Genomic DNA, 19,423 nt, shown 5'->3' with positions numbered 1-19,423 from the left:
AGAGAGTCGGAATCGGACATCTCCTCCGACGAACCTGGCAATCGGGCGGTTGAAATATCTTTTTCACCCGCCCGATTGCCACAATAGATTTGAGCATCCGCCCACAAACGTCCGCGTTTTATACCCATCAAATCCTTTGCCTTTTGTCGTCTAGACTAGAAAAATCGCTCGAAATAACGCAACCGGCCTGTTCGCTTGAAGAAACCTAAGCCCGTAACGTAGATGTGCAAACTTCCGAAACGCCTTGCGCGGCATAGTGCGTATAAACTTCGTCAACCGCCTCAGAAATATCTGAGTATCGCGCCGGGTCAAAAGCATACGATGTCGCAGCTATACCCTGCACCCATTCGGAACGCGGATTAATTGAATAGCCACACAGCATCATCATACATGCATCTAGACCTGATTTCCCAAGTATCCGACGTATTGATGAGAGCATCGCGGGTCGCCCCTGCACCATCGTCGTCACCCCTATTAGCAGTATTTACCGTTTTTCTCTAAATGCGTATCGCCACCCTTAAGAATACGAAGTGTTTTATCCAGACCCGATTGTCCTCCATCTCAAACGAAGGGATAAGGAATCTCATCCGGAATCGGCAGTAACGGAGGATTCACAACGACAAGCGAAAAACATGAGTCATCTCTCAGAGGGGAGTAAAGGCTCCCCTCAAGCACCCTAGTTTCGTCATCCAAAGAGTTGATGGCAGTGTTTTTCTTACAAAGGTCGACAACAAAAGGGTTGATTTCTACAGATGTTACATCCATGCCACAGTTGGTAAGTATCAGGCCCTGTATTCTGGGGCCAGAACACAAATCGAGAGCCTTCCGTGCGCTCTGCGGTGTAAGGCGCCAATCTCAGCAAATCTGTCCCACAATACTGCGCTGAAGAACAAGACGGAACCCCTGAGCCAAACTCCCCTATACCTTATTAAGGCTAAGACAGGCAAGTTCACGCACCCGGCATATTCCAGAATAACATCCTATTGTTTTAGATGCTCTACAAGCATGAACAGCCGCGAATCGGAAAGATCTTCTAGTTTCGCCCCGACTGACCGCCAAGGGCCAAAATGGCCCCTCCATCCCCGGGCGACTGGCTCTGGCGCGCCGAGGAGTGTCCCCAAGTGCCGGCAGAAAAGAAACGTCCCTATCTGCCGGCTAGAGGGCACCGAAGAGGATGGCGTAGGTAGTGGATTCGCCGAGCTTGAGCTCGTCGCCGGGATTGAGTTGGGCGGAACGGCCGGGCTCGACCTGAATGCAGACGCGCGTGGCCCCGTTTACCACCACGGTTCCGTTGGTGGACGACAAGTCCTCGACGTGCCAGATATTTTGAGCATCGCACCAGATATGGGCATGGCGGGCCGAGACATCGTCGCCGACGTCGGTAATATCGCCCTCACCAGTGGCCAGCGCACCAATCTCAACACCCTGCTCACTCGGCTGAATCCAGCGCGGGGCGCTCACGACAAAACTGTTTTGTACGCGCAGCAAGCCCAAGGGGTGCGCCGGAGCGGGTTCGCGTTCGCCCGCGGTCATCGACATGCCAAGCGAACGCGGCGTGGAGGTGCCTCCGCCACAGGTCGCGTGCGCGTAGTCGATGGCATAGTTCACCGAGGACCGCACATCCGCCGAACAACCGACGGCGACAAACAGCACCAGCACGGCCTCGGCGCGCTCGGCGGGCATGAGTTCCGCCGCCTGGGACAGGCGATCGAGCGCGTTGCGATAGAGATTCGTGTCCTGATGGCACTCTTCGAGCGCGCGTACCATCGGTTCACCTGCAGGACCGCACACCATATTGATCACAGCCGTGGAATCCATGGGATTGCGCTGGCGCAGGGCCAGTTGCGACATAATACGCGCAGCCGAGGTACCGTATTCGGCAAAGTAGCGCTGCTGAAGCGTGCCGACCGGCGCGCGAACGATAAAGCGGGAAACCCAAGAGCGATCGGCGGCTCGGCTCTGCGGGCTGCGGCCGTCGGCGAGCGGACGGGACGAAAGCACCAAGCCGCACAGCTCGATATGGCTCAGATGCGCCGCGCGCTTAAAGATGTCAAACATGGCCCCGCATGGGGTGAGCTCAACTTGAGATGCCATGACCTAGGCCTCCTTGGTCGTAGAAATAGAATCGGACGATACTTCGACAGGTCCGCCAAAAGTACGGGCAGCTGCGGCTCCACCGGCAAGCGGAGTCGCCATCTGGGCTTTTGTGCGTCGCGGTGCCGAAACGGGAAGTTCAAAGGCAAAGCCCATCGCAAGCAAAAACCACGTAAGCGTATAGGTTGCAACCAAAGCGGCAACAAGGCCGCCCATCACGGCGCGTTGGGAAAATACGCTACATGCAGCCACAGCCAGTACCGGAACCTCGCAGGCAGAAAGCGCAAGCACACCCTGCAGGAACCCCGAGCGTCGATCGCGCGCAAGTGCCCCCGCGACAACGCCGGCCATGCCTGGCAGCGCCAGCGCCAGTGCGGCAATAACACCCGGTAGCGACCCAGGCCACACGAGCGATCCCAAAGTCGCCGTCACGCGAGCGCCCGACGCCAGCAGCGCGGCCGAAACCACGACCGCAGCCCAAACCACGCCACAGACGACCGCCGCGCCGACCATCAGCGCGCGACGAACCGCGCGGCCGGACGCATCCATGGGGCACGGCGTGAGCGGCTCGCCGCGGAGCGAACGACCGACATTTTGCGCATAGTGGTCACAAAACGCCGAGAGCGCCGCCTCGACCGCCGCCGGCTCGGGACGATCTTTTTGATGGCTGGACAGACAGGCCATCACCACGTTGAACAGCTGGGCATCGACAAACGCCAGCGCATCGCGTAGCTCCTCGGAATCCGGCTCAAGCCCCAGCTGCTGGGCCTGCTCGGCCGCGGCGAGCGCCACATCGGGCTCGCGATGAAGCAGCTGCGTCAAATCGCAACCGGGCGCATGGGCACCAATGGGATAGTCGGGCCGCGTGTCCATCTTGAGACGGTAGGGGCTCGCGATGTCGCGCGTCTTTTTGCGCGAACCCGAGGTGCCCGAAGTGCTCGGCGCGGCTTCGTATGGCGCGATGCCGGCAATGAGCTCGTAAACCGTGCTTGCCGCGGCATAGACGTCAATCGCCGGCGACATACGCAAAGCGCGCAGGTCGGGAATATCGTCGGTGAGCATCTCGGGCGGGGCATAGGCAACCGTCGCGCGACGCAGCGTGGCATAACGCTCCGTAAACGACGCCTTGCCGCCGGTACCGGCCACGGCCGACGCAGGCTCAAGCGCCAGCGACGAGCCAAAGTCGATCAGGCACAGGTCAAAGGTGCCCTCGGCAAGCTGCCGGTCAAGCGGTAGACGCGCCGTACGCACCATAATATTAGCGGGCGAGATATCGCGATGGACAAAGCCCTCGCCCACCAGGCTCATACGGCAGAGCAGATCGAACAGGTCGCGACCCAGACGCGCCGCCACAAGCGGCGACAGGCGTCCGGCATCGTCCACGGCAAGTCGCGAACGCAAGCGGGCAAGCGTCTCGCCCTCGACCCATTCCATGACAATTGCAGGCACACCGTCGACCTCGCCCCAGCCATAGAGGCGGGGAAAGCCCTTAAGGCCCGAAAGGGCGCGATGGCATTCGTATTCCTCGCGAAACGCCGCCTTGAACTTGGCGACCAGCGCCTCGTGAGCGGCATCGTCGTCAAACTCATCGCGCGTCGGCAAGATGAGCTGTTTGAGTGCCACGGCCTCGCCTTGGGCGTTGACGGCACGCGTCACGCGGCCGATACCGCCACGGCGCATGGTGGCATCGTCGGCAAACAGCATCGTAAAACGACGCAGATAGGCAGGCAGTTCGCCCTGACCGAGCGCAATGGCCGGCTCAAACCCGTCGACACGCGCCAGGCGCAGGCCGACCATGGGATCGCGACCGAGCGATTGTGGTGTGGTGGATGCAAGATCGGTCATCATAGGGCAAGCGCCGCCACGTTATTGTTGAAGTTACCGAGCGCGACGTCATCATCGCCGTAATGGCCGACCCATTGACATAGGTTGGTGTAACAGCCCCACAGATTGGCATACTGCTGATACCACTTTGACCGGGGCGAGAATGTCTGACGACCGAACTCGGCTCGAATGACAAACATCTCCCCGACCAGGCTGTCGCACGGCCTGGGATCTCCCGTAGAGTTATAGGTCGAGACCACGTCATTGGCACGAGAAACATAGCCGTCGAGCATGTTGTGCTTGGTCACAAGCCAGCTGTGAATGCTCTCTTCCTCAGCAGCGGAAAGGCCACCGGAGTTTGCATCGTTGTCAGTGTTGCCGCCCGTCGAGCCGCCGTTTCCAGACCCTCCGGCAGAGGAACCCGACCCAGAGCCACCGCCCGAACTCGACGAATCCGAGCCGGAGCCAGAAGTATCCGAGCTACCGGGCTTTCCGGACTGCTGGGCGTCCTGCTCCTTCTGCTGCTCGACCTTATTCACCGTTGCCGCCACGCTATTGTTGGACAACCGATCGATGATCTTGGTGTTGGTGAGCACGATGGTTTTGCCATTGGCAAGCGTGACTTCGTTGTCCGGGGCCTCGGCGCCGTCCGCGTCGCCGGTGCCAAACACAATATGCGCGACCACACTTGCCCAAGCATATCCAGTCGTGGTCCCCAGGTCACTTTTGACCTCATGCCCCACGCGCGGTTCGCGTGCGGCATGTGCCTGCATCATGGACGGCACGGTCATGCCATAGGCAGAAACGCCAGCTATGACCAGCACCAGCGAGCAAGACAGCAGTGCGTACGCCCGCGGCGCCAAGCCCAGTCGGCGTCGCATGCGCACCGCGGCGCCGCGCTTTGTCTGAGTGCCACCGGGCCGCATGCGTTCTCCTCCAACAAAAACACGCCGCTCGGGAGCGGCACATTCATTCGAATCCATATTTGAGTGTATCAGCGAACCCAAAAGGTTGCGCAACGAATGGGCAAATTAAGGATGCGAGTGGAAGCATCCATGCGATAAGCGGATACAAAGCATCTTTGTTGCACAACAAACTTACAGTCGCACGGGGAAATTATGGCTACCCCGTGCGTCGCGATGAAGACATACGGCAGGAGCAGGCTCGCCACCTAAATCGTGCGACGGGCCTCGATGGCGCGCCCAAGCGTAAGCTCGTCGGCATACTCCAGGTCGCCGCCCACGGGAAGGCCGCTCGCCAGACGCGATACCTCAACGCCCAGCGGCTTGATAGTGCGGGCCAGGTAGCTCGCCGTGGTCTCGCCCTCGATATTGGGGTTGGTGGCGATGATGACCTCGTGGATGTCCTCGTGGCCCAAGCGTGCCAGCAGCTCACGAATGTGCAACTGCTCGGGACCAATCTTGTCCATGGGACTGATCACGCCGCCCAATACGTGGTAGAGACCGTGGTAGCTGCCCGTGCGCTCAATCGCCTGGACATCGCGCGGCTCGCCCACCACGCAAATGCGAGTGGTATCGCGCATCGAATCCTGGCAGATGGAGCACTCGTCGGCCGTGGCGTAGTTAAAGCAGCGGCTGCAAAAGTGAACCTCCTGCTTAACCTCCAGGATAGCCTCGGCCAGGCGGCGCGCCTCCTCGGCATCGGCCTCGAGCAGGTAATAGGCGATGCGCTGGGCCGACTTGGGACCAATGCCCGGCAGACGGCCCAGCTCATCGAGCAATTTTTGCAGACTATGGTTGGCACTCATATATATGCGTGTCTTAGAACGGCATGCCCGGGATGTTGAGGCCGCCGGTGATGGCGCCCATCTGCTTGTTGGCGAGCTCGTTGACACCGCGGACGGCCTCGTTGACGGCAGCCATGATCATGTCCTGCAGCATATCGACGTCCTCGGGATCGAGGGCATCGGGGTCGATGGTGAGGTTGACGAGCTCCATCTCGCCGTTAACGGTCACCTTGACCATGCCGCCGCCGGCAGAGGCGTCGACGGTCTGGGACTTAAGGTTTTCCTGCGCGGCGGCAAGCTGCTCCTGCATCTTGCGAGCCTGCTTCATCATTTGCTGCATGTTCATACCGGCCATGATGGCTCCTTTACGTGCGGCCGCGCGACAAGCTGCAAGGGCAGCCGGAGCGCGACGGGACTTTCAAACTCAAAAATCGTACCACGGCGCGGGGCAAGCAAGCGGGGCGGACACGCTACCTCAGTCGATATACATGTCCTTGAGCGTGACGCACGCCCAAGATTATGCAAGGTCGAATTATGCAAGGTTGCATAATTATCTCAAGCTACATCTAGCAGAGCTGGAACCAGGCAGTTTATGCGTAGGGCTACAAGGCTACATGGCAAAATGCCGAGCCGCTGCTCGAGGCGGCACGCATGGCGGCTGGGTATAATTTGATTGTCATAGATGACGATTTGGAGGTGCCCTCGTGAATGTCCCAGCCGTACTCCAAAACATCCGCTCAAAACACCCCGTTGCATATGTGGTTCTCTATCTCTTTGTCGTCTGGGTATTACTGGTTATCATCACCCATGCCATAGCTTTTGGAGCAGAACTGCTGATAGCCAGCTCGGACCAGCCCGTCGTCAAATGGGAGACGACCGATGAATGCACCGACGGAACCCGAACCATTTACTACAACAGCCCGTCCCTCTACCAAGAGTTCAAGGTCAAGATAAAGGACTCCAAGATTGTCGATGCCGAACTGGGCTCTTTATTTACAATCGGAGCAACCGTCAACGCCGAGCAAGTCGAGTACACGGACAGCCATGCGACGTATCGTATCGACCTCAGCATCCTAGGCCGACCGTCACGCGCCTGTCTGCTCGAATGCGATATACGCGGCACCACGTTGCACATGTCCGAAATACAGATGCGCCCGGGCAAGGGGTTCTCTTCTTGAGCAGTATACCCGCCTGCGCAGCTACTCCACCGGCTTGAAGATGGTGGACTGGCCGAAGACGCTGCGGATGAGGGCTTTGGCCTCGTCCTCGGTCTGCGGGATGCTCGGGGCTGCACCCTGATGGCCGAAGGGGCCGCCCGCACCGGAGTTGGACTCCCAGGGAGCTGCAGGAGCGTCCTCCTCTTTGGGGGCAGTTGCAGCGGACTTGAGCGCGGACGCCGCACCCGGCACGTCGAACGGAGGCAGATCGTCCCCACCAGCATCGGCAACAAAACCGCCAACCATGGCATCGTCGTAGGGAACCTGCTCGGATTCCCATGGCGCAGACGGCGCGGCGGGCTGAGCCTTGGGAGCGGACGCGCGCTCGGGCGCTCGGGGCGCGGGCTCGGTCGGGAGCTTGCCCGTGGCAGGAGCGCCGGCGGGGTTGTCGGAGCGCAGCCAGGGGGCTTTGCCCAGGTCAGACGACTTGGGCGCGGGCGAGGCAGGCTTGGGCGCGGGTGTCGGAGCAGCCGGTTTGGCCATGACGGGCTTAGGCGCCGACGGGGTCGGCGCCGCTATCGGTGCTGCTTTTGGCTGCGTCGCGCTGGCGCTCGAGGATGCAGGGGCCGCCGAGGACACGGGTTGCGGGTCCGCAGATACCGCAGCCCGTGCAGATGGAGAATGCTCCTCATGTTGAGGAGCCGGCGTGCCACCCCCATCCAGGACATAGTCGACGGTACGACGACCGAAGACCGCACTGACTGTCGGCAGGACCACCGACTGCGTGTCGGCGCGTCCAAGCATCTTGATGGCAAAGGTCGAGCCCGCGGGGAACGAGACCGTGAGCCTGGAGCCGTCGTCAGCCGTGGCGCGGGCATTGAGCAAAAGCCCCGCGTAGGAAGCCTGACGCGCCTTGACACGCTCGACAACCTCGGCCCATTTGCGCTGCAGCTCTCCGGCATCCTCGACCGCGGGCGTCTCGGCAGTACCGGCGGCGGCAACCTGGGCGGCATTGTTGGACTGGGGCTTAGGTGCCGGAGCGGTGGCAGGCGCGGGAGCCGCAACGGGCTGAGGCGTCGGAGTCGGCGCAGGCTGAGGTGCAGGCGCTGCAGGCTTGGAAGCTGACACGGACGCAGAACGGGACGCAGGCTGGGCAGCCGGAACAGCAGCACCACGGTCCCAAGGCATACCGCCCTGGCGCGCGGACGTAGCAGCGGGGGCAGCGGATGCCGCCGGAGCGGCAGCACGAGCGCCCGAAATTAGCGTCGGCTGTTGGGCAGCAGCGGGTACGGATGCTGCAGGCGCGGCGGCCTGAGCAGCAGCCACGCTCGCCGGCACGGCGCCGTTGGCAACCATGGCCTCCAAGCGGGCCACGCGCTCGGCCAATGCCTCAATCGTTAAATCGGCCTCGGGACGTGCCAGGCGCGTGCAGGCGATCTCGAGCACCAGGCGCACGTCGCTCGCGCCCCTCATCTCCAGTGCGGCATCGTCGAGCACCGTCAGCACACGGGCCAGGCGGTCGGCAGGATGCTCGCCAAAGGCAGCGGCCTCGGCAGCAAGCGCCTCGGCCTGCTCGGAGCCGCCCTCAAACAGCTCGGCACGGGCACCGGCAACGCAGGCAACGTACACGTCACGCACATGCGCCACCAGGTCGCGCGTCAGCTCCAGCAGGTCGTTTCCTTCCTCGACCTGCGCACGGATCAGTCCATAGAGCTCGGCAACATCGCGATCGGCAATGGCGCGGGAAAACTCGCCCAGAATCTGGTCCGAAACCTCGCCTAAAAGCGAGCGGGCGTCGTCCGCATGCACAGAACCGTTGCCAAAGACGCTCAGCTGCTCCAGCGTGGACAGCGCGTCGCGCATACCGCCCTTGGCATGGCGCGCCACGATAGCCAGCGCCTCATCGTCGTAATCGAAGCCCTCCTGCTCGCACACGTATGCCAGGCGACGCTCGATATCCTCGTTGCCGATGCGATGGAAATCGAAACGCTGGCAGCGCGAGAGGATGGTCTCCAGAATCTTTTGCGGGTCGGTGGTGCACAGCACAAAGATCACGTGTGCCGGCGGCTCCTCGAGCGTCTTGAGCAGCGCGTTGAACGCCGCCGTCGTGAGCATGTGGACCTCGTCGATGATATAGATCTTGTACTTGCCGCGCACCGGGGCAAAGTTGACGGAGTTGATGATTTCCTCGCGCACATTGTCCACGCCCGTGCGGGAGGCGGCATCGAGCTCGTAGACATCGGGGTGGTTACCCTCGGCAATGAGCTCGCACTCCTCGCAAGTACCGTCGGGCATGCAGCCGCTTGCACCCTCGGCGCGCGCCGCCTCGGCATTGCGGCACAGCAGCGCCTTGGCCAGAATGCGCGCCATGGTGGTCTTGCCCGTGCCGCGCGGTCCGCAGAACAGGTAGGCGTGGGACAGGCGCCCCTCGGTGATGGCGTGCTCGAGCGTCGAGACGATATGCTGCTGGCCCACCACGGAGTCAAAGGTGAGCGGGCGATACTTTCGGTACAACGATTCCATGGGTGCTCCCCCGGGTATACTGAGTCTTGTTGCCGCGGCGGCCATGCGGTCGCACGGCATACTGCATTCCATAATAACCCGTACGGCGAGCCCGCCGCGATAGGAGTCCAAAGAGCATGGCAGACGCAGAGAGCAACCTCGTTCCCTCCGAAGCAGCCGACCAGGTCGAGGTCGCGCTCGAGGAGCAGGCCGCAGCCGACGACGGCATCCTGTACCTCAACGAGTACCAATACGAAAACGACCTCGTCACCGACTTCGCCCGCCTGGTCGCCTCGCCCAGGCGTCGCGGCTCGCTGTATGTCGCCGCGGCAATTGCCGCGCTCATCGGCATCGGCATGCTGGTGGCCGGCGGCAACTGGATCAAGTTTGGCGTCGTCTTGATCGTATTCGGCGCCTTTTTGGCCTGGTGGAGCAAAAACCTGCACCACACCCTCGCCCGCGACTTTATCGACGCCGTTGAGGCCGACGAGTCCATGGGTGGCCGCTATCGCCGCGTCGCCGCCAACGAGGACGGCCTGATGGTTTGGGGCACGAGCGGCAAGTCGCAGTTCTTCCCGTTTGAAAAGCTCGACCACGTGCTCGACGGCGAGCGCATCTTTGTGGCCATGTTCGCCGACCAGGGCGTGACGATCCCTAAGGACACCTTTGTCCGCGGCGATGCCGAGCAGTTCGGTCCCTTCCTTAAGGCGCGCATCAACAAAAAGCTCCGCATCGAGACCAAACGCAAGAAGATGAAGGCAGAAAAGGCCGCTGCCGAAGCAAAACAGGGCGACAAGCCCCAGGAGACCAAGGGCAAGCAGCGCAAGCAGAAGAAGAGCAAGAAGAAGCGGTAGGCCGGCCGACACCGAAGGCGCCTCGTCCCGCGCCCGATTCCGGGCCGGGGCGCCTGGAATCGGGCGCGCGTACCGCCAATGGACCCGTTTTGCCTTGCTCTCGAGCTATTTCACTTCAAACCTTAAGAGCCTCCGCTCCGGCAGATCGGTCATCTTCATCGTGTAAGTCCCGGGAAATGCTTTCTCAAAACGGACGGTCTCGTAACCTTCGAAATAGTCGTTGGTGTTCTGCATCATAAATGGGACGAGCAACTCGTTTTCTGCCCCAACCTCCACGGCAAACGCAGCAGAGCCGCCAAGGACCGGCATGGCTTGCGTTATCAGATCGGTATTGACTACAAAATCATAGTTTGGCGCAGACTCCGGAACCAGATGCCAAACATACGCTTTGATTCCACCGTCGATATTATCCCTATTTCTGACACGCATCTTTACGGCGATAACGCACGTGATGTCGGCATCCTTCAGTCTCGTTTTCGTATCCACGGTGCCATATTTTGAATAATCGTCATGTGCTCGTTTGAGATACTCGCGCGGCGTGAGCAACTCTGCCCCGTCTATGCAAAACGAATACCCATCAGTCACCACATCCTTCGACCCCAGAAACGCTCCATCCATCGAGAGCCATTCGCCCTCCGCGTAATATTTCTCAGGAATGACCGTCCGGTTCCCGTTAACGACGCTCACCCTCATGCCCGCAAGGCCGGTAGCAGCACAGCAAAAAAGCGCGAGCGCCGATCTTCTCGTCCACAGGGTCTTCTTCATCGCGCTCACGACCTTTCCCGAACTTTCACAACGGCACCGTCGCGCATGCAGTAAACCCGATCGGCCAGTTCCTCGAGCACCTCTCCGTCATGGCTGGACAGAAGGACCTCACGACCCGTTGATGCCGCCATCGCCACAACGCGCTTGAGCATTTCAACGCCCGCTTCGTCGAGGGCATTCGTTGGCTCATCGAGAACAAGCAGCTTCGGCTTCTCCATAATTGCCGCAGCTATCCCCAGACGCTGCTTCATCCCAAGCGAGTATGCTCGGAACTTCTTTTTTTCGTCTGCATCGAGCCCCACGAGCCGCAGGGCAGAGCGAATGTCCTCGGGGGTGGCAACGCCCTTGATCTGAGCGATGAGCTTCAGATTGTCGTAGCCAGACAGATATCCCAAAAAGGAAGGCGCCTCGATCAACATCCCCAGACTCGGCGGGAACGAGATGTCCGCCCCAAGCCTTTGGCCATCGATAGAGATTTCGCCTTCGGTAGGCTTGATCAACCCGCAAACCGCTCGCATGAGCATGGTCTTACCCGAACCGTTTATCCCCTGAAGCCCGACCACAGTCCCAGGGTCAACCTCGATGGACACGTTGCGCAGGACATCGTTTTTACCCATGCGCTTCGATACGCCCCTTACGATCACACTCATATCTTGTCCCCCTTTTCTATAAGGTCGGCCCTTCGAAACCACAGTCCACCCAACGATAGGCATAACGACATAAGCCCAATTGATGACAAGACACTCGAGCCCGCCGCGATTCCCTCTTTGACAATTCCACCCCAGCGCAACAGCATCAAGGCGTTACCCAATAGCGCCCAATGTCGTGCATATGCCGAGCAGATCAGGTAGCTCATTAAAACCACAAACGAGACTGACGACCCAAGCACAAACCCAACCGCTGCCTGCGCAAACGCAAGCGCCTCAAAAGCAAATAAGAGACTTATGAAAAACGGCAGCGCATCTGCCTCGGCAGCTTTGAGAAACCACGGCGCCAAATTAGCCAGTTGAAGCGACTCACCATGAATGACCGCGCTGAACGAGGAGCTCACCACCAAGCTCCAAATCACAACAGAGCAAACCACCACGAGCAGTGAAAATGCCGTTACTGCCGCCACCAAGATAAAACGCGAGACCCACCAAAGGGTTCTTGCCCGGCATCGAACAAGCGCTTGCAAACCCAACCCGTGCAACGATTCGGTCGGATAGTCGAGTGTTGTATAGAGAATAAGCAGAATGAGAAATAGCCATCCTAGCGGAGGCACAAACATGACCCCGGGCCTAGGCTCAAACGGAGCAGATCCGGCAAACACGAGCGCAAGATTATCCGCAAACCCCAAGGTATCCGTTCTAACCCCATACACAGAAGACAATCCGTAGGCGTACACCAAGTTCGCAACGGTCACTGCCGCAATTGCAATAAAAGTGATGATGTTCTTCTTCAAAACGGTCCTCAGGTCCGCGGCGACCAGCCTAAACAGCATCAGACCACCTCGCGTCTTTTCCACGCCCCAGAAAAAGCCAACGAAGCAAGGGTCAATAATATGATTTCCGCAAAACCGGCTCGAATGTCTGGCCAGTTATTCAGCGATTCCGACCTGATGCTGTTGAGGATATTGCAGTTAAACCCCACACAAGCCATTACGCCGAAGATCCAGCCATTTGCAAAATGCCACGCAACCATTAGCAGATACGGGACAATTATCGCTTTGATTCTGCTACGAAACAAAATTGAGAAGCCAGTTACAGCCATGGATAAAGTCCCGAGCGTGACAGCATCGAACAGCGTGTATGCGAGCACATATGACAAAGGATGCGAATAAAATAGACCGGAGAAGTAGCTATGCAGGTAAAGTCCTACGTAAGTCGACTCATCGACCCGAGGAAGATACGCAGGAAAAAGCATCGAGACGATCAGGAAATTGACGAGCAGAGGAATGGCAGTCACTGTAAACGCGGAGAGGAAAGCAGACAGCATCTTTACGTTCACGTACGCCTTTCTGGAAACGCGCGTGCATATCTGCATGTCATAACCACTCAAACGCTCAAAGAGACACGACCAAGATCCAGCCAACATTGCAAGCAGGGGCAGTGCATAGAAAAACACCGACGCAGACAGTGGCGCGTTCGCGCTCACAACAATCCAGTTACCGAAGCTGCTTTCACGTGTTTGACCGAGATAATTTTCGGCTTGCACGCCAACGCCGTAACCAAAAGAAAGAAGGTTGTGACGCTCTTTTTCCAAATTTGCCCACGGCTCCAGCGCGGCAGCTATTGCAACTGCGACCGCAATCAAGAGAGCAAGGATAAAAGCTGGACGTCTAATCGTTTTCGACAGTTCGTATCTTGCGAGCTTTTGGTTCATACGTCCTCCTCCCCCTTCCGACCCAGAAAGCCGGAAGGGAGCCATTTCAAACAACTATGCGGGAAGCTTGTGGAAATGCCCGACGCAGTCGGGGCTCCATACACCAATAACAGTGCCGTAGCCAGACTCCGCCCATGCAGTCAGTCGCGCCGCAGATCGCCCGTTCTCACGGACGAGGTTATACATTTCCCACTGTCCCTTGTGATTCGAACGATACGTTCCCTGAGTACAATTCATGCTGCCGCTACCGCTTGTGTTATACGCACCGTCTGTATATAACCGAAGCGGATTTCCCGTATGGCCCTGGATATCCAGATAGAGCGATGAGGAATCATCCTTTTGACGGTAGCCAGTTGCACTCGTCCCGGCACATTGAAAACTAAATGCCTTATCGGCATTGTTCGTACAGGTCGTAATTCCCGTATCGGCGTTTTGAGTAATGCTGGAAACCTGAGAGGTGTCAAACTCCTCTTGTGCAAACGATGCAGCGGGAACCCCTAGGGACAGACCAGCTGCAATCACCAAGCCGACTCCGATTCGAGCAATAGCGCTCCTTGGCTTAATCATGGCCTTCTCCAATCAAAAGCGGTTAACAATGCGTCGACGCACGGCAACCTTCGCATGAATAGAGAAAGATGTCTGTAAACACCCGCTATTGAGTTGATTGCTCAGGCGTTTACACGTTATTTACCTGCGATAACAATAAAATTAGCTCCGCCTTATTCTTGATCTTCAACTGGCGGTAAGATGCAGACCGCAGCGCTTGCACCGTAGATGCAGCGTAACCGACATCCTCCGCAATGGCCTTTGTCGTTGCCCCCTCTGCCGTCATCAGCAAAATTTGCGACTGAACATCAGAAAGGGAGCGCGACGTAAGCAGGGCCAGCTGGCGCACGCGGGCCGTTTCGGTGGACCCGTTCGCCCGGTACTCCAAGACGGCCTTCTCGTCCTCAACCGAGCGGGCGAGCGCGATGTGCGTAACGAACATGGGCACAGACCAGCAAACAATCACCGTTGCCACGACGACATTGACAGCCGAACTTTGCCCCAACAACGACGCGAGGAACAACGGCTCGAAAACCGTCAGATCCTGCACCATATTGAGCAAGACAGCCCAAACAGGAGCCGTCGCCCCAAAGCAGAGCATCCATATCCCAAGCATTTTGCGCTGCGGACAGCTTCGCATCACTATATATGTGAGCAGCACCCCCGTCAGCACCGCAAGTCCATGGATTCGCCCCCTAGCGACCGCATAGATTAAGGCAACCATGCCCATTGACACCAACGGCACGATAGCCCGAGCATGGGCATGCACCTTAAACGGACGCAGCCCAACAGCGAGCGAAGCCGTAGACGCCACGCCGCAAAACAGGACCGGCACAGCCATCAACGAAACGCGTATGCACATCAATGCTGCGATATAGATAAAAGACCATTCCACAGCAGATAGCACCGCCCATACGTACGGGCTTCCGAGCCAAATCGCTTCACCCGCTCTATCCAGCGCAGCGCCACGATTCGCTTTTCCACCCGCGTAGCGTAGCGACAGAAGCAGTCCGAGACCCAATGCGTAGCTTAAGAGGGAAAAGGCGACAGCCCGCGAAACACCGGACCCCCAATCGCTATCCGCCATTACCAAGGGCCCCGCCGCAAGGAGGATAAAGAATAATGTGAGCAGGTATCGAAACAGCCGGCGCGTTCGAGCTGATGCCACTATATCGTCAGCATGCCGCTGCGGTAGCTCATGCCCTACAGTATCGCCCTCACCCGCAGACAGCGCCACGAGCTCGCGTGAGCCCGCAACCGACGCCTTCCCGTATGCTCGGTGAAGCGTTGTTCTCACCGTCGATGGCTTCGTATCCGTCTCCTTGGCAATTTCCGCCGGCGTTTTCCCTTTGAGCAGCAGTCGAACAAACTGCTCTTCTCTAGGCGACAGGGCAGGGGAAAACACCCCCGCATCGAATGTGTCGGACGCACAGGCGATATCCGAATTGTTGTCCCGTTTCCCCCTTAGCAACATGCATACGAAGGCAGCAGCGATAACGGACCCCATCGCCAGCAATGCAATGACCACGGCATCGCTTGCGAAGTATGCCGCCTCAACAGCCGGAATAAGACCAATAGGAACTGCTACGAGCACAGAACAGGCAAACACGTCGCGCCGCCCATGGCCAAAGGCACGAGGGCGGCAAAACGGCGGGGCCACAGTCAATGCGAGATAGACCAACGGAATTAAAAGCGCAAGGCCAATTGACGCGGCCGTTACAGGGGGCATCCCCCATGGCTCGGGAACGACTCTCCATGAAACTCGACAGCAAAACAGCAGGCAAGACATGACGGCTATTGTTTCTGTAAAAATCGCGTCCTGCGGGTGACGAGTTTCCCTTTCGTCAGTCCGTGTCGACCTCTGCGTCAAAGGAGAGTCCGCCGTGCCCCAAATAACATATGAGAGAAGCAGCGATCCAACAAAGCACGAGACACACGAAACGCCATGTAACAACCAAATCGGTGCAAACACGATTGGAATAGAGTCTCCGCGAGCATAGAAAGCCAGGTCGGCCCATTCGGGAACCGTTGCAATAACACCAAGGAAAACACCGATGGCACCGAGATGCCTCGGCCTTCTCATTCCCCCCTTGCATAGCGCAGCACCATGAACAAACGCCGCGAGGCATGCGCCCAGGATAACGAGCCAGGTCATTGCACCTGACGCTAGGCCGATTGAAGATGAAAACCGGTGATAAGGGGTGACCGCCATTACGACAAGCGCAATGGCGCAGGCAAATGTAGCAGAACGGCGGGAAAAGAGCATACGGCCTCCATAGCGTGTCATTATATCGCTCGAGCCGCTCGTTTATCTCTGTTCTCACACCAGCCAGCATCAATGATTCAGGCGAACTCCAATCCGCGCCAGATCACGGTCCGGCTTTTGTTCGCAGTTCCCACATCAAAGCGGGATGCGGTTTCCTTTTGGACGCCGGTTCGGAAAGCGCATCCCGTTCCAGGGCAATATTCTGGGATGCAGTTTCCGCAGCCCACCCCATTTGGAAAGCGCATCCCATAATTTGGCTGAAAACTGAGATGCGCTTTCCAAACGAGCCGAAACGGGCCGAATCGATCGGGTCACCTCGCATCCCGCTATCCTCGCCATCTGCCCGAGCGTGCTACACTAGCAGCATCTACGCCACCGCGAACGGCTCGGCCCCGCGCCCGCCGCTCGCAAACGAACTTTAAACGCACGAGGGTTGGCCATGCCGCTTTTCTCGCAACATACCGCCCGGTTCTCGCCGGACGTTCCTTTGGAGGGCACCAGCTCTCGCGAGCTGCTCAAGCGGTACCAGCCGCTCGAGACACTTGCGACCGGCGGTTTTGGCTCCATCGAGATTTGCCGCGACACGCACCTGCGCCGCCGCGTCGCCATTAAGCGCATCCCCCTTATCAACGGTGCCGGCATGCCCGCCAGCGACATCATGGATGTCCTGCGCGAGGCGCACACTGCCGCCATGCTTCAACATCCCAATATCGTGCAGGTCATCGACTTTACGCATGACACAGCCTATGCCTACCTGGTTATGGAATATGTCGATGGCATGTCGCTGGCCGAGTTTTTGCATCGCGTGGACGGCCACTCACTTACCTTTGACGAGGCCGCGGCCATTGCCGATGCCCTGGGCCAGGCGCTCACCTTCGCCCACAGTAATGGCGTACTCCACCTGGACATTAAGCCCGCCAACGTGCTCATCGACCACTCGGGCAATGTAAAGCTCACCGACTTTGGCATGGCGCGACTGTCGTCCGCCGGTGGCTTTGGCGGCTCGCGCGGCGGCACCATCGGCTACATGCCGCCCGAGCAGCTCGATATCGAGACCGGCACGGTCGACGAACGCGCCGATGTCTTTGCCCTTGCCTGCGTTATCTATGAGGGCTTGTGCGGCAGCGCTCCCTTTATGGCGGCCACGCCCGCCGACTCGCTCGACCGCATCATCGGCGGCGCCACCTATCCCAGCGAGCTGATACCACACTTTCCCCCGGGAGCCGAGGCCGCGCTCATGAGCGCGCTCTCCCCCATGCCGCAGGACCGCCCCAACAGCATCGAGGCATTTTGCGACCAACTCCTTGCCGGTCTGGGCAGCGTGCGCGAGGGCCGTCGCAGTCTGGAGCAAATGGTTGGCGAGCTTTCGGATGACGAGCAAGAGCTCGACGATATCGAGCCGTCGTACTACGAGGACGACGCCATCGAGGTCGACCCCGCGCTCGGCTGGGCGGGCACGCGCTGGAGCCATGCGCGCGACTACACCATGCACGCTATCTCGGCGCTAACGTGCGGCACCTTTAGCTTTTTGCTGATGCAAACGGCCGGGGTCGCGGCGCTTCCCGGCCTGGTCATTGCGGCAATCGCGATCGGAGCGGCGGCTGGCCTGGCCCCCCAGATTGGCTCGGCCATCTCGGCTGTGGGCTTTTTGGTGCTCATGGCCAACGCCACCATGCAGGCGCAGGGCATCCTGTCGATGTTGCCCGTCGCGGTGATCTTTGCCGCTGCCATGTCCGGTTGGTGGATCGCCTGGGGTCGCACCGAGGCTGCCGCGAGCGCCGCACTCACCTGCGCGCTTGCGCTTGGCTGTCTGACCGGCAATACCTTCCTGGCAGCTGGGGTCGCCGCCGGCGTCGCGTCATTTTGGCTCGGCCCGGCAAGCGCTGCCGCGGCAACGGGCATGGGCGCGCTTTTTGCCCGTCTGGCCACGGTCGCGCTTTCAGCCGGAGGCGTGCTGGGGCTCGGCAACGTTGCCGCAGCGCTGGGAGACCCGCTCCTTTGGGCTGCCTTTGCGCTGGTCGCGACAACTGCCGCGGCGTCATCTGCGCTGCTCAATGCCCATGCCAAGCGTGCCGATCAGGGCTCAAACCTTGCCGCAATCGCCGCCATCGCTGTCACCGGCATCGGCTGCGCAGCGGCATCCTGTCTTGCACACCATATGGAAATTGCCAGCCTTGCAGCCGCGGTCGTCGCCAAGGCGGCGGTTGCGGGAACCCTATCCTCTATAATCGTTGGGATATGCCTATATTTGCTCGGATACCAAAGAACCTATACGGAGAGTGATCTTTCGTGAACTTCCTGAACATCTTCGAGGACCACGTGGCCGGCATCTTCGGTGCCACCCGTGCCCCGTTCTCCTTTAAGAAGCTTGCCAAGCAGGCCGCTCGCGACATGGAGGATCAGACTCTGGTGATCAATGGCGTCAACACGGCGCCGGCACTCTATACCATCCTGATCGCCGCCGACGACGATCCTATGCTCGCCCCGTTCTACCCCGAGCTTTCGCGCGAGGTCCGCGAGTTTGTGAAGGCGCAGGCCGAAAAGCGCCGTTATGTCTTTGTCGGCGAGCCCCTCGTGCGCTTTATGATCGATCCGCAGCTGCGCGCCGGCAAGTTCTCGGTCTTTGCCGAGAACGTCGATGCCCCCACGCTCGGCCGCCTGTACGAAGAAGAGCGCGCCTATCAAAACGGTCTGGGCCAAAACAACTCCGCGGCAAGCCGTGCCGCCAGCGCCCCGCGCGCCGGCCAGCAGCAGTTTGCTGCCCCGCAGCAGCAGCGCCCCGCCGCCATGCCCCAGCAGCAACCGACGCCTCGCGCCGCCGCTCCCGACCCGCTTGCCATGGCAGACCCCTTCGCGCCTAGCGTCCCCGACCCCGCCGCCGCACCCATCCCGGTGCCGCAGACCGTCTCGCGCGACGCGCTTGCCGGCATGGGCGGAGCCGCCGCGACCGGCGCCGCCGTGGGCCTAGGCGCCGCAGCCGGCATCGCCTCCAACATGGCGAGCACTCGCGCCCCGCAGCGCCCGCTCGCCCAGCTCGTCGACGTCGTGAGCGGCGAGAGCCATAGCATCACCTCCGCACAGGTGACCATCGGTCGCGAGCGCTCAGTTTCCGACATTGCCCTGCGCGACCCCAACGTGTCGCGCCGCCACGCCCAGCTCACCTTTACGGGCTCGGATTGGTCGATCGAGGATCTCAATTCCACCAACGGCACGCTCGTCAACAACCGCCGCATTACGCGCTGCCCGCTGCGCAACGGCGATCTGCTGACGTTTGGCCTGAGCACCTTTGAATTTAGGGGATAGT

At 59.7% G+C, this 19,423-nt stretch carries 16 protein-coding genes and 1 pseudogene; 4 read left to right on the top strand and 13 right to left on the bottom strand.

Translation table 11 applies throughout. The features are described from left to right. Positions 1 to 561: 561 nt before the first annotated feature. The 6 genes and pseudogenes from DWW51_RS10485 to DWW51_RS05150 all read right to left on the bottom strand — a co-directional run. Positions 562 to 828 (bottom strand): annotated as a pseudogene (locus DWW51_RS10485) (methyltransferase); the annotation flags it as partial. Between the two features lie 327 nt (positions 829 to 1,155). Beyond that, on the bottom strand, positions 1,156 to 2,094 hold the full coding sequence (locus DWW51_RS05170; RefSeq protein WP_022094220.1) for an FHA domain-containing protein: 939 nt from the start codon (positions 2,092 to 2,094) through the stop codon (positions 1,156 to 1,158). Between the two features lie 3 nt (positions 2,095 to 2,097). Then, on the bottom strand, positions 2,098 to 3,942 hold the full coding sequence (locus DWW51_RS05165; RefSeq protein WP_117773744.1) for a hypothetical protein: 1,845 nt from the start codon (positions 3,940 to 3,942) through the stop codon (positions 2,098 to 2,100). Next, on the bottom strand, positions 3,939 to 4,844 hold the full coding sequence (locus DWW51_RS05160) for a hypothetical protein (RefSeq protein ID WP_117773743.1): 906 nt from the start codon (positions 4,842 to 4,844) through the stop codon (positions 3,939 to 3,941). Before DWW51_RS05160 ends, DWW51_RS05165 begins: the two co-directional genes overlap by 4 nt. Before the next feature lie 245 nt (positions 4,845 to 5,089). After that, complete coding sequence (recR, locus tag DWW51_RS05155; RefSeq protein WP_089573257.1) at positions 5,090 to 5,686, bottom strand: recombination mediator RecR; 597 nt, start codon at positions 5,684 to 5,686, stop codon at positions 5,090 to 5,092. Positions 5,687 to 5,699: 13 nt separating this feature from the next. Next, the gene (locus DWW51_RS05150; protein ID WP_006235174.1) at positions 5,700 to 6,020 is read right to left on the bottom strand and encodes a YbaB/EbfC family nucleoid-associated protein; all 321 of its coding nucleotides are present in this window, start codon (positions 6,018 to 6,020) and stop codon (positions 5,700 to 5,702) included. Positions 6,021 to 6,369: 349 nt separating this feature from the next. Here DWW51_RS05150 and DWW51_RS05145 point away from each other — a divergent pair, with 349 nt between their 5' ends. Continuing rightward, positions 6,370 to 6,843, top strand: coding sequence for a hypothetical protein (locus DWW51_RS05145; protein WP_117648547.1), 474 nt, complete (start codon positions 6,370 to 6,372; stop codon positions 6,841 to 6,843). 21 nt (positions 6,844 to 6,864) lie between these two features. On the opposite strand, the gene dnaX is transcribed toward DWW51_RS05145, so the two are convergent. Next, positions 6,865 to 9,345 carry a DNA polymerase III subunit gamma/tau gene (dnaX, locus tag DWW51_RS05140; protein WP_197032180.1) on the bottom strand — a complete coding sequence of 827 codons (2,481 nt, stop codon included), beginning with the start codon at positions 9,343 to 9,345 and terminating at the stop codon, positions 6,865 to 6,867. Positions 9,346 to 9,461: 116 nt separating this feature from the next. On the opposite strand from dnaX, the gene DWW51_RS05135 reads away from it, so the two are divergent. Then, the gene (locus tag DWW51_RS05135; RefSeq protein WP_089573261.1) at positions 9,462 to 10,178 is read left to right on the top strand and encodes a hypothetical protein; all 717 of its coding nucleotides are present in this window, start codon (positions 9,462 to 9,464) and stop codon (positions 10,176 to 10,178) included. 105 nt (positions 10,179 to 10,283) lie between these two features. Here the strand turns inward: DWW51_RS05135 and DWW51_RS05130 are convergent, their stop codons facing one another. The 6 genes from DWW51_RS05130 to DWW51_RS05110 all read right to left on the bottom strand — a co-directional run bounded on the left by DWW51_RS05130 (position 10,284) and on the right by DWW51_RS05110 (position 16,119). Then, positions 10,284 to 10,943 (bottom strand): DUF5028 domain-containing protein, encoded by a 660-nt coding sequence (locus DWW51_RS05130; protein WP_117773741.1) that lies wholly within the window; start codon positions 10,941 to 10,943, stop codon positions 10,284 to 10,286. Positions 10,944 to 10,948: 5 nt separating this feature from the next. Next, positions 10,949 to 11,593 carry an ATP-binding cassette domain-containing protein gene (locus tag DWW51_RS05125; protein WP_089573263.1) on the bottom strand — a complete coding sequence of 215 codons (645 nt, stop codon included), beginning with the start codon at positions 11,591 to 11,593 and terminating at the stop codon, positions 10,949 to 10,951. Continuing rightward, positions 11,590 to 12,387: a hypothetical protein gene (locus DWW51_RS05120; RefSeq protein WP_147344031.1), complete on the bottom strand. Its 798-nt coding sequence runs from the start codon at positions 12,385 to 12,387 to the stop codon at positions 11,590 to 11,592. The genes DWW51_RS05125 and DWW51_RS05120 overlap by 4 nt, the downstream gene beginning before the upstream one ends. 38 nt (positions 12,388 to 12,425) lie before the next feature. After that, entirely contained in the window at positions 12,426 to 13,307 is an 882-nt protein-coding gene (locus DWW51_RS05115; RefSeq protein WP_089573265.1) for a hypothetical protein, read from the bottom strand. A 54-nt stretch (positions 13,308 to 13,361) separates the two neighbouring features. Then, the gene (locus DWW51_RS10175; protein WP_124785772.1) at positions 13,362 to 13,874 is read right to left on the bottom strand and encodes a hypothetical protein; all 513 of its coding nucleotides are present in this window, start codon (positions 13,872 to 13,874) and stop codon (positions 13,362 to 13,364) included. 109 nt (positions 13,875 to 13,983) lie between these two features. After that, on the bottom strand, positions 13,984 to 16,119 hold the full coding sequence (locus tag DWW51_RS05110; RefSeq protein ID WP_197032179.1) for a helix-turn-helix transcriptional regulator: 2,136 nt from the start codon (positions 16,117 to 16,119) through the stop codon (positions 13,984 to 13,986). Between the two features lie 439 nt (positions 16,120 to 16,558). On the opposite strand from DWW51_RS05110, the gene DWW51_RS05100 reads away from it, so the two are divergent. After that, positions 16,559 to 18,412 carry a serine/threonine-protein kinase gene (locus DWW51_RS05100; RefSeq protein WP_117773737.1) on the top strand — a complete coding sequence of 618 codons (1,854 nt, stop codon included), beginning with the start codon at positions 16,559 to 16,561 and terminating at the stop codon, positions 18,410 to 18,412. Continuing rightward, positions 18,409 to 19,422, top strand: a complete 1,014-nt coding sequence (locus DWW51_RS05095; protein ID WP_117773736.1) for an FhaA domain-containing protein — start codon at positions 18,409 to 18,411, stop codon at positions 19,420 to 19,422. Before DWW51_RS05100 ends, DWW51_RS05095 begins: the two co-directional genes overlap by 4 nt. Position 19,423: the final 1 nt, after the last annotated feature.

Origin of the sequence: Collinsella sp. AF15-51 (assembly GCF_003462845.1) — a bacterium.
GTDB lineage: Bacteria > Actinomycetota > Coriobacteriia > Coriobacteriales > Coriobacteriaceae > Collinsella.
The sequence above is the reverse complement of the archived record's forward strand: the minus strand, read 5'-3'. Positions and strand labels throughout refer to the sequence as shown.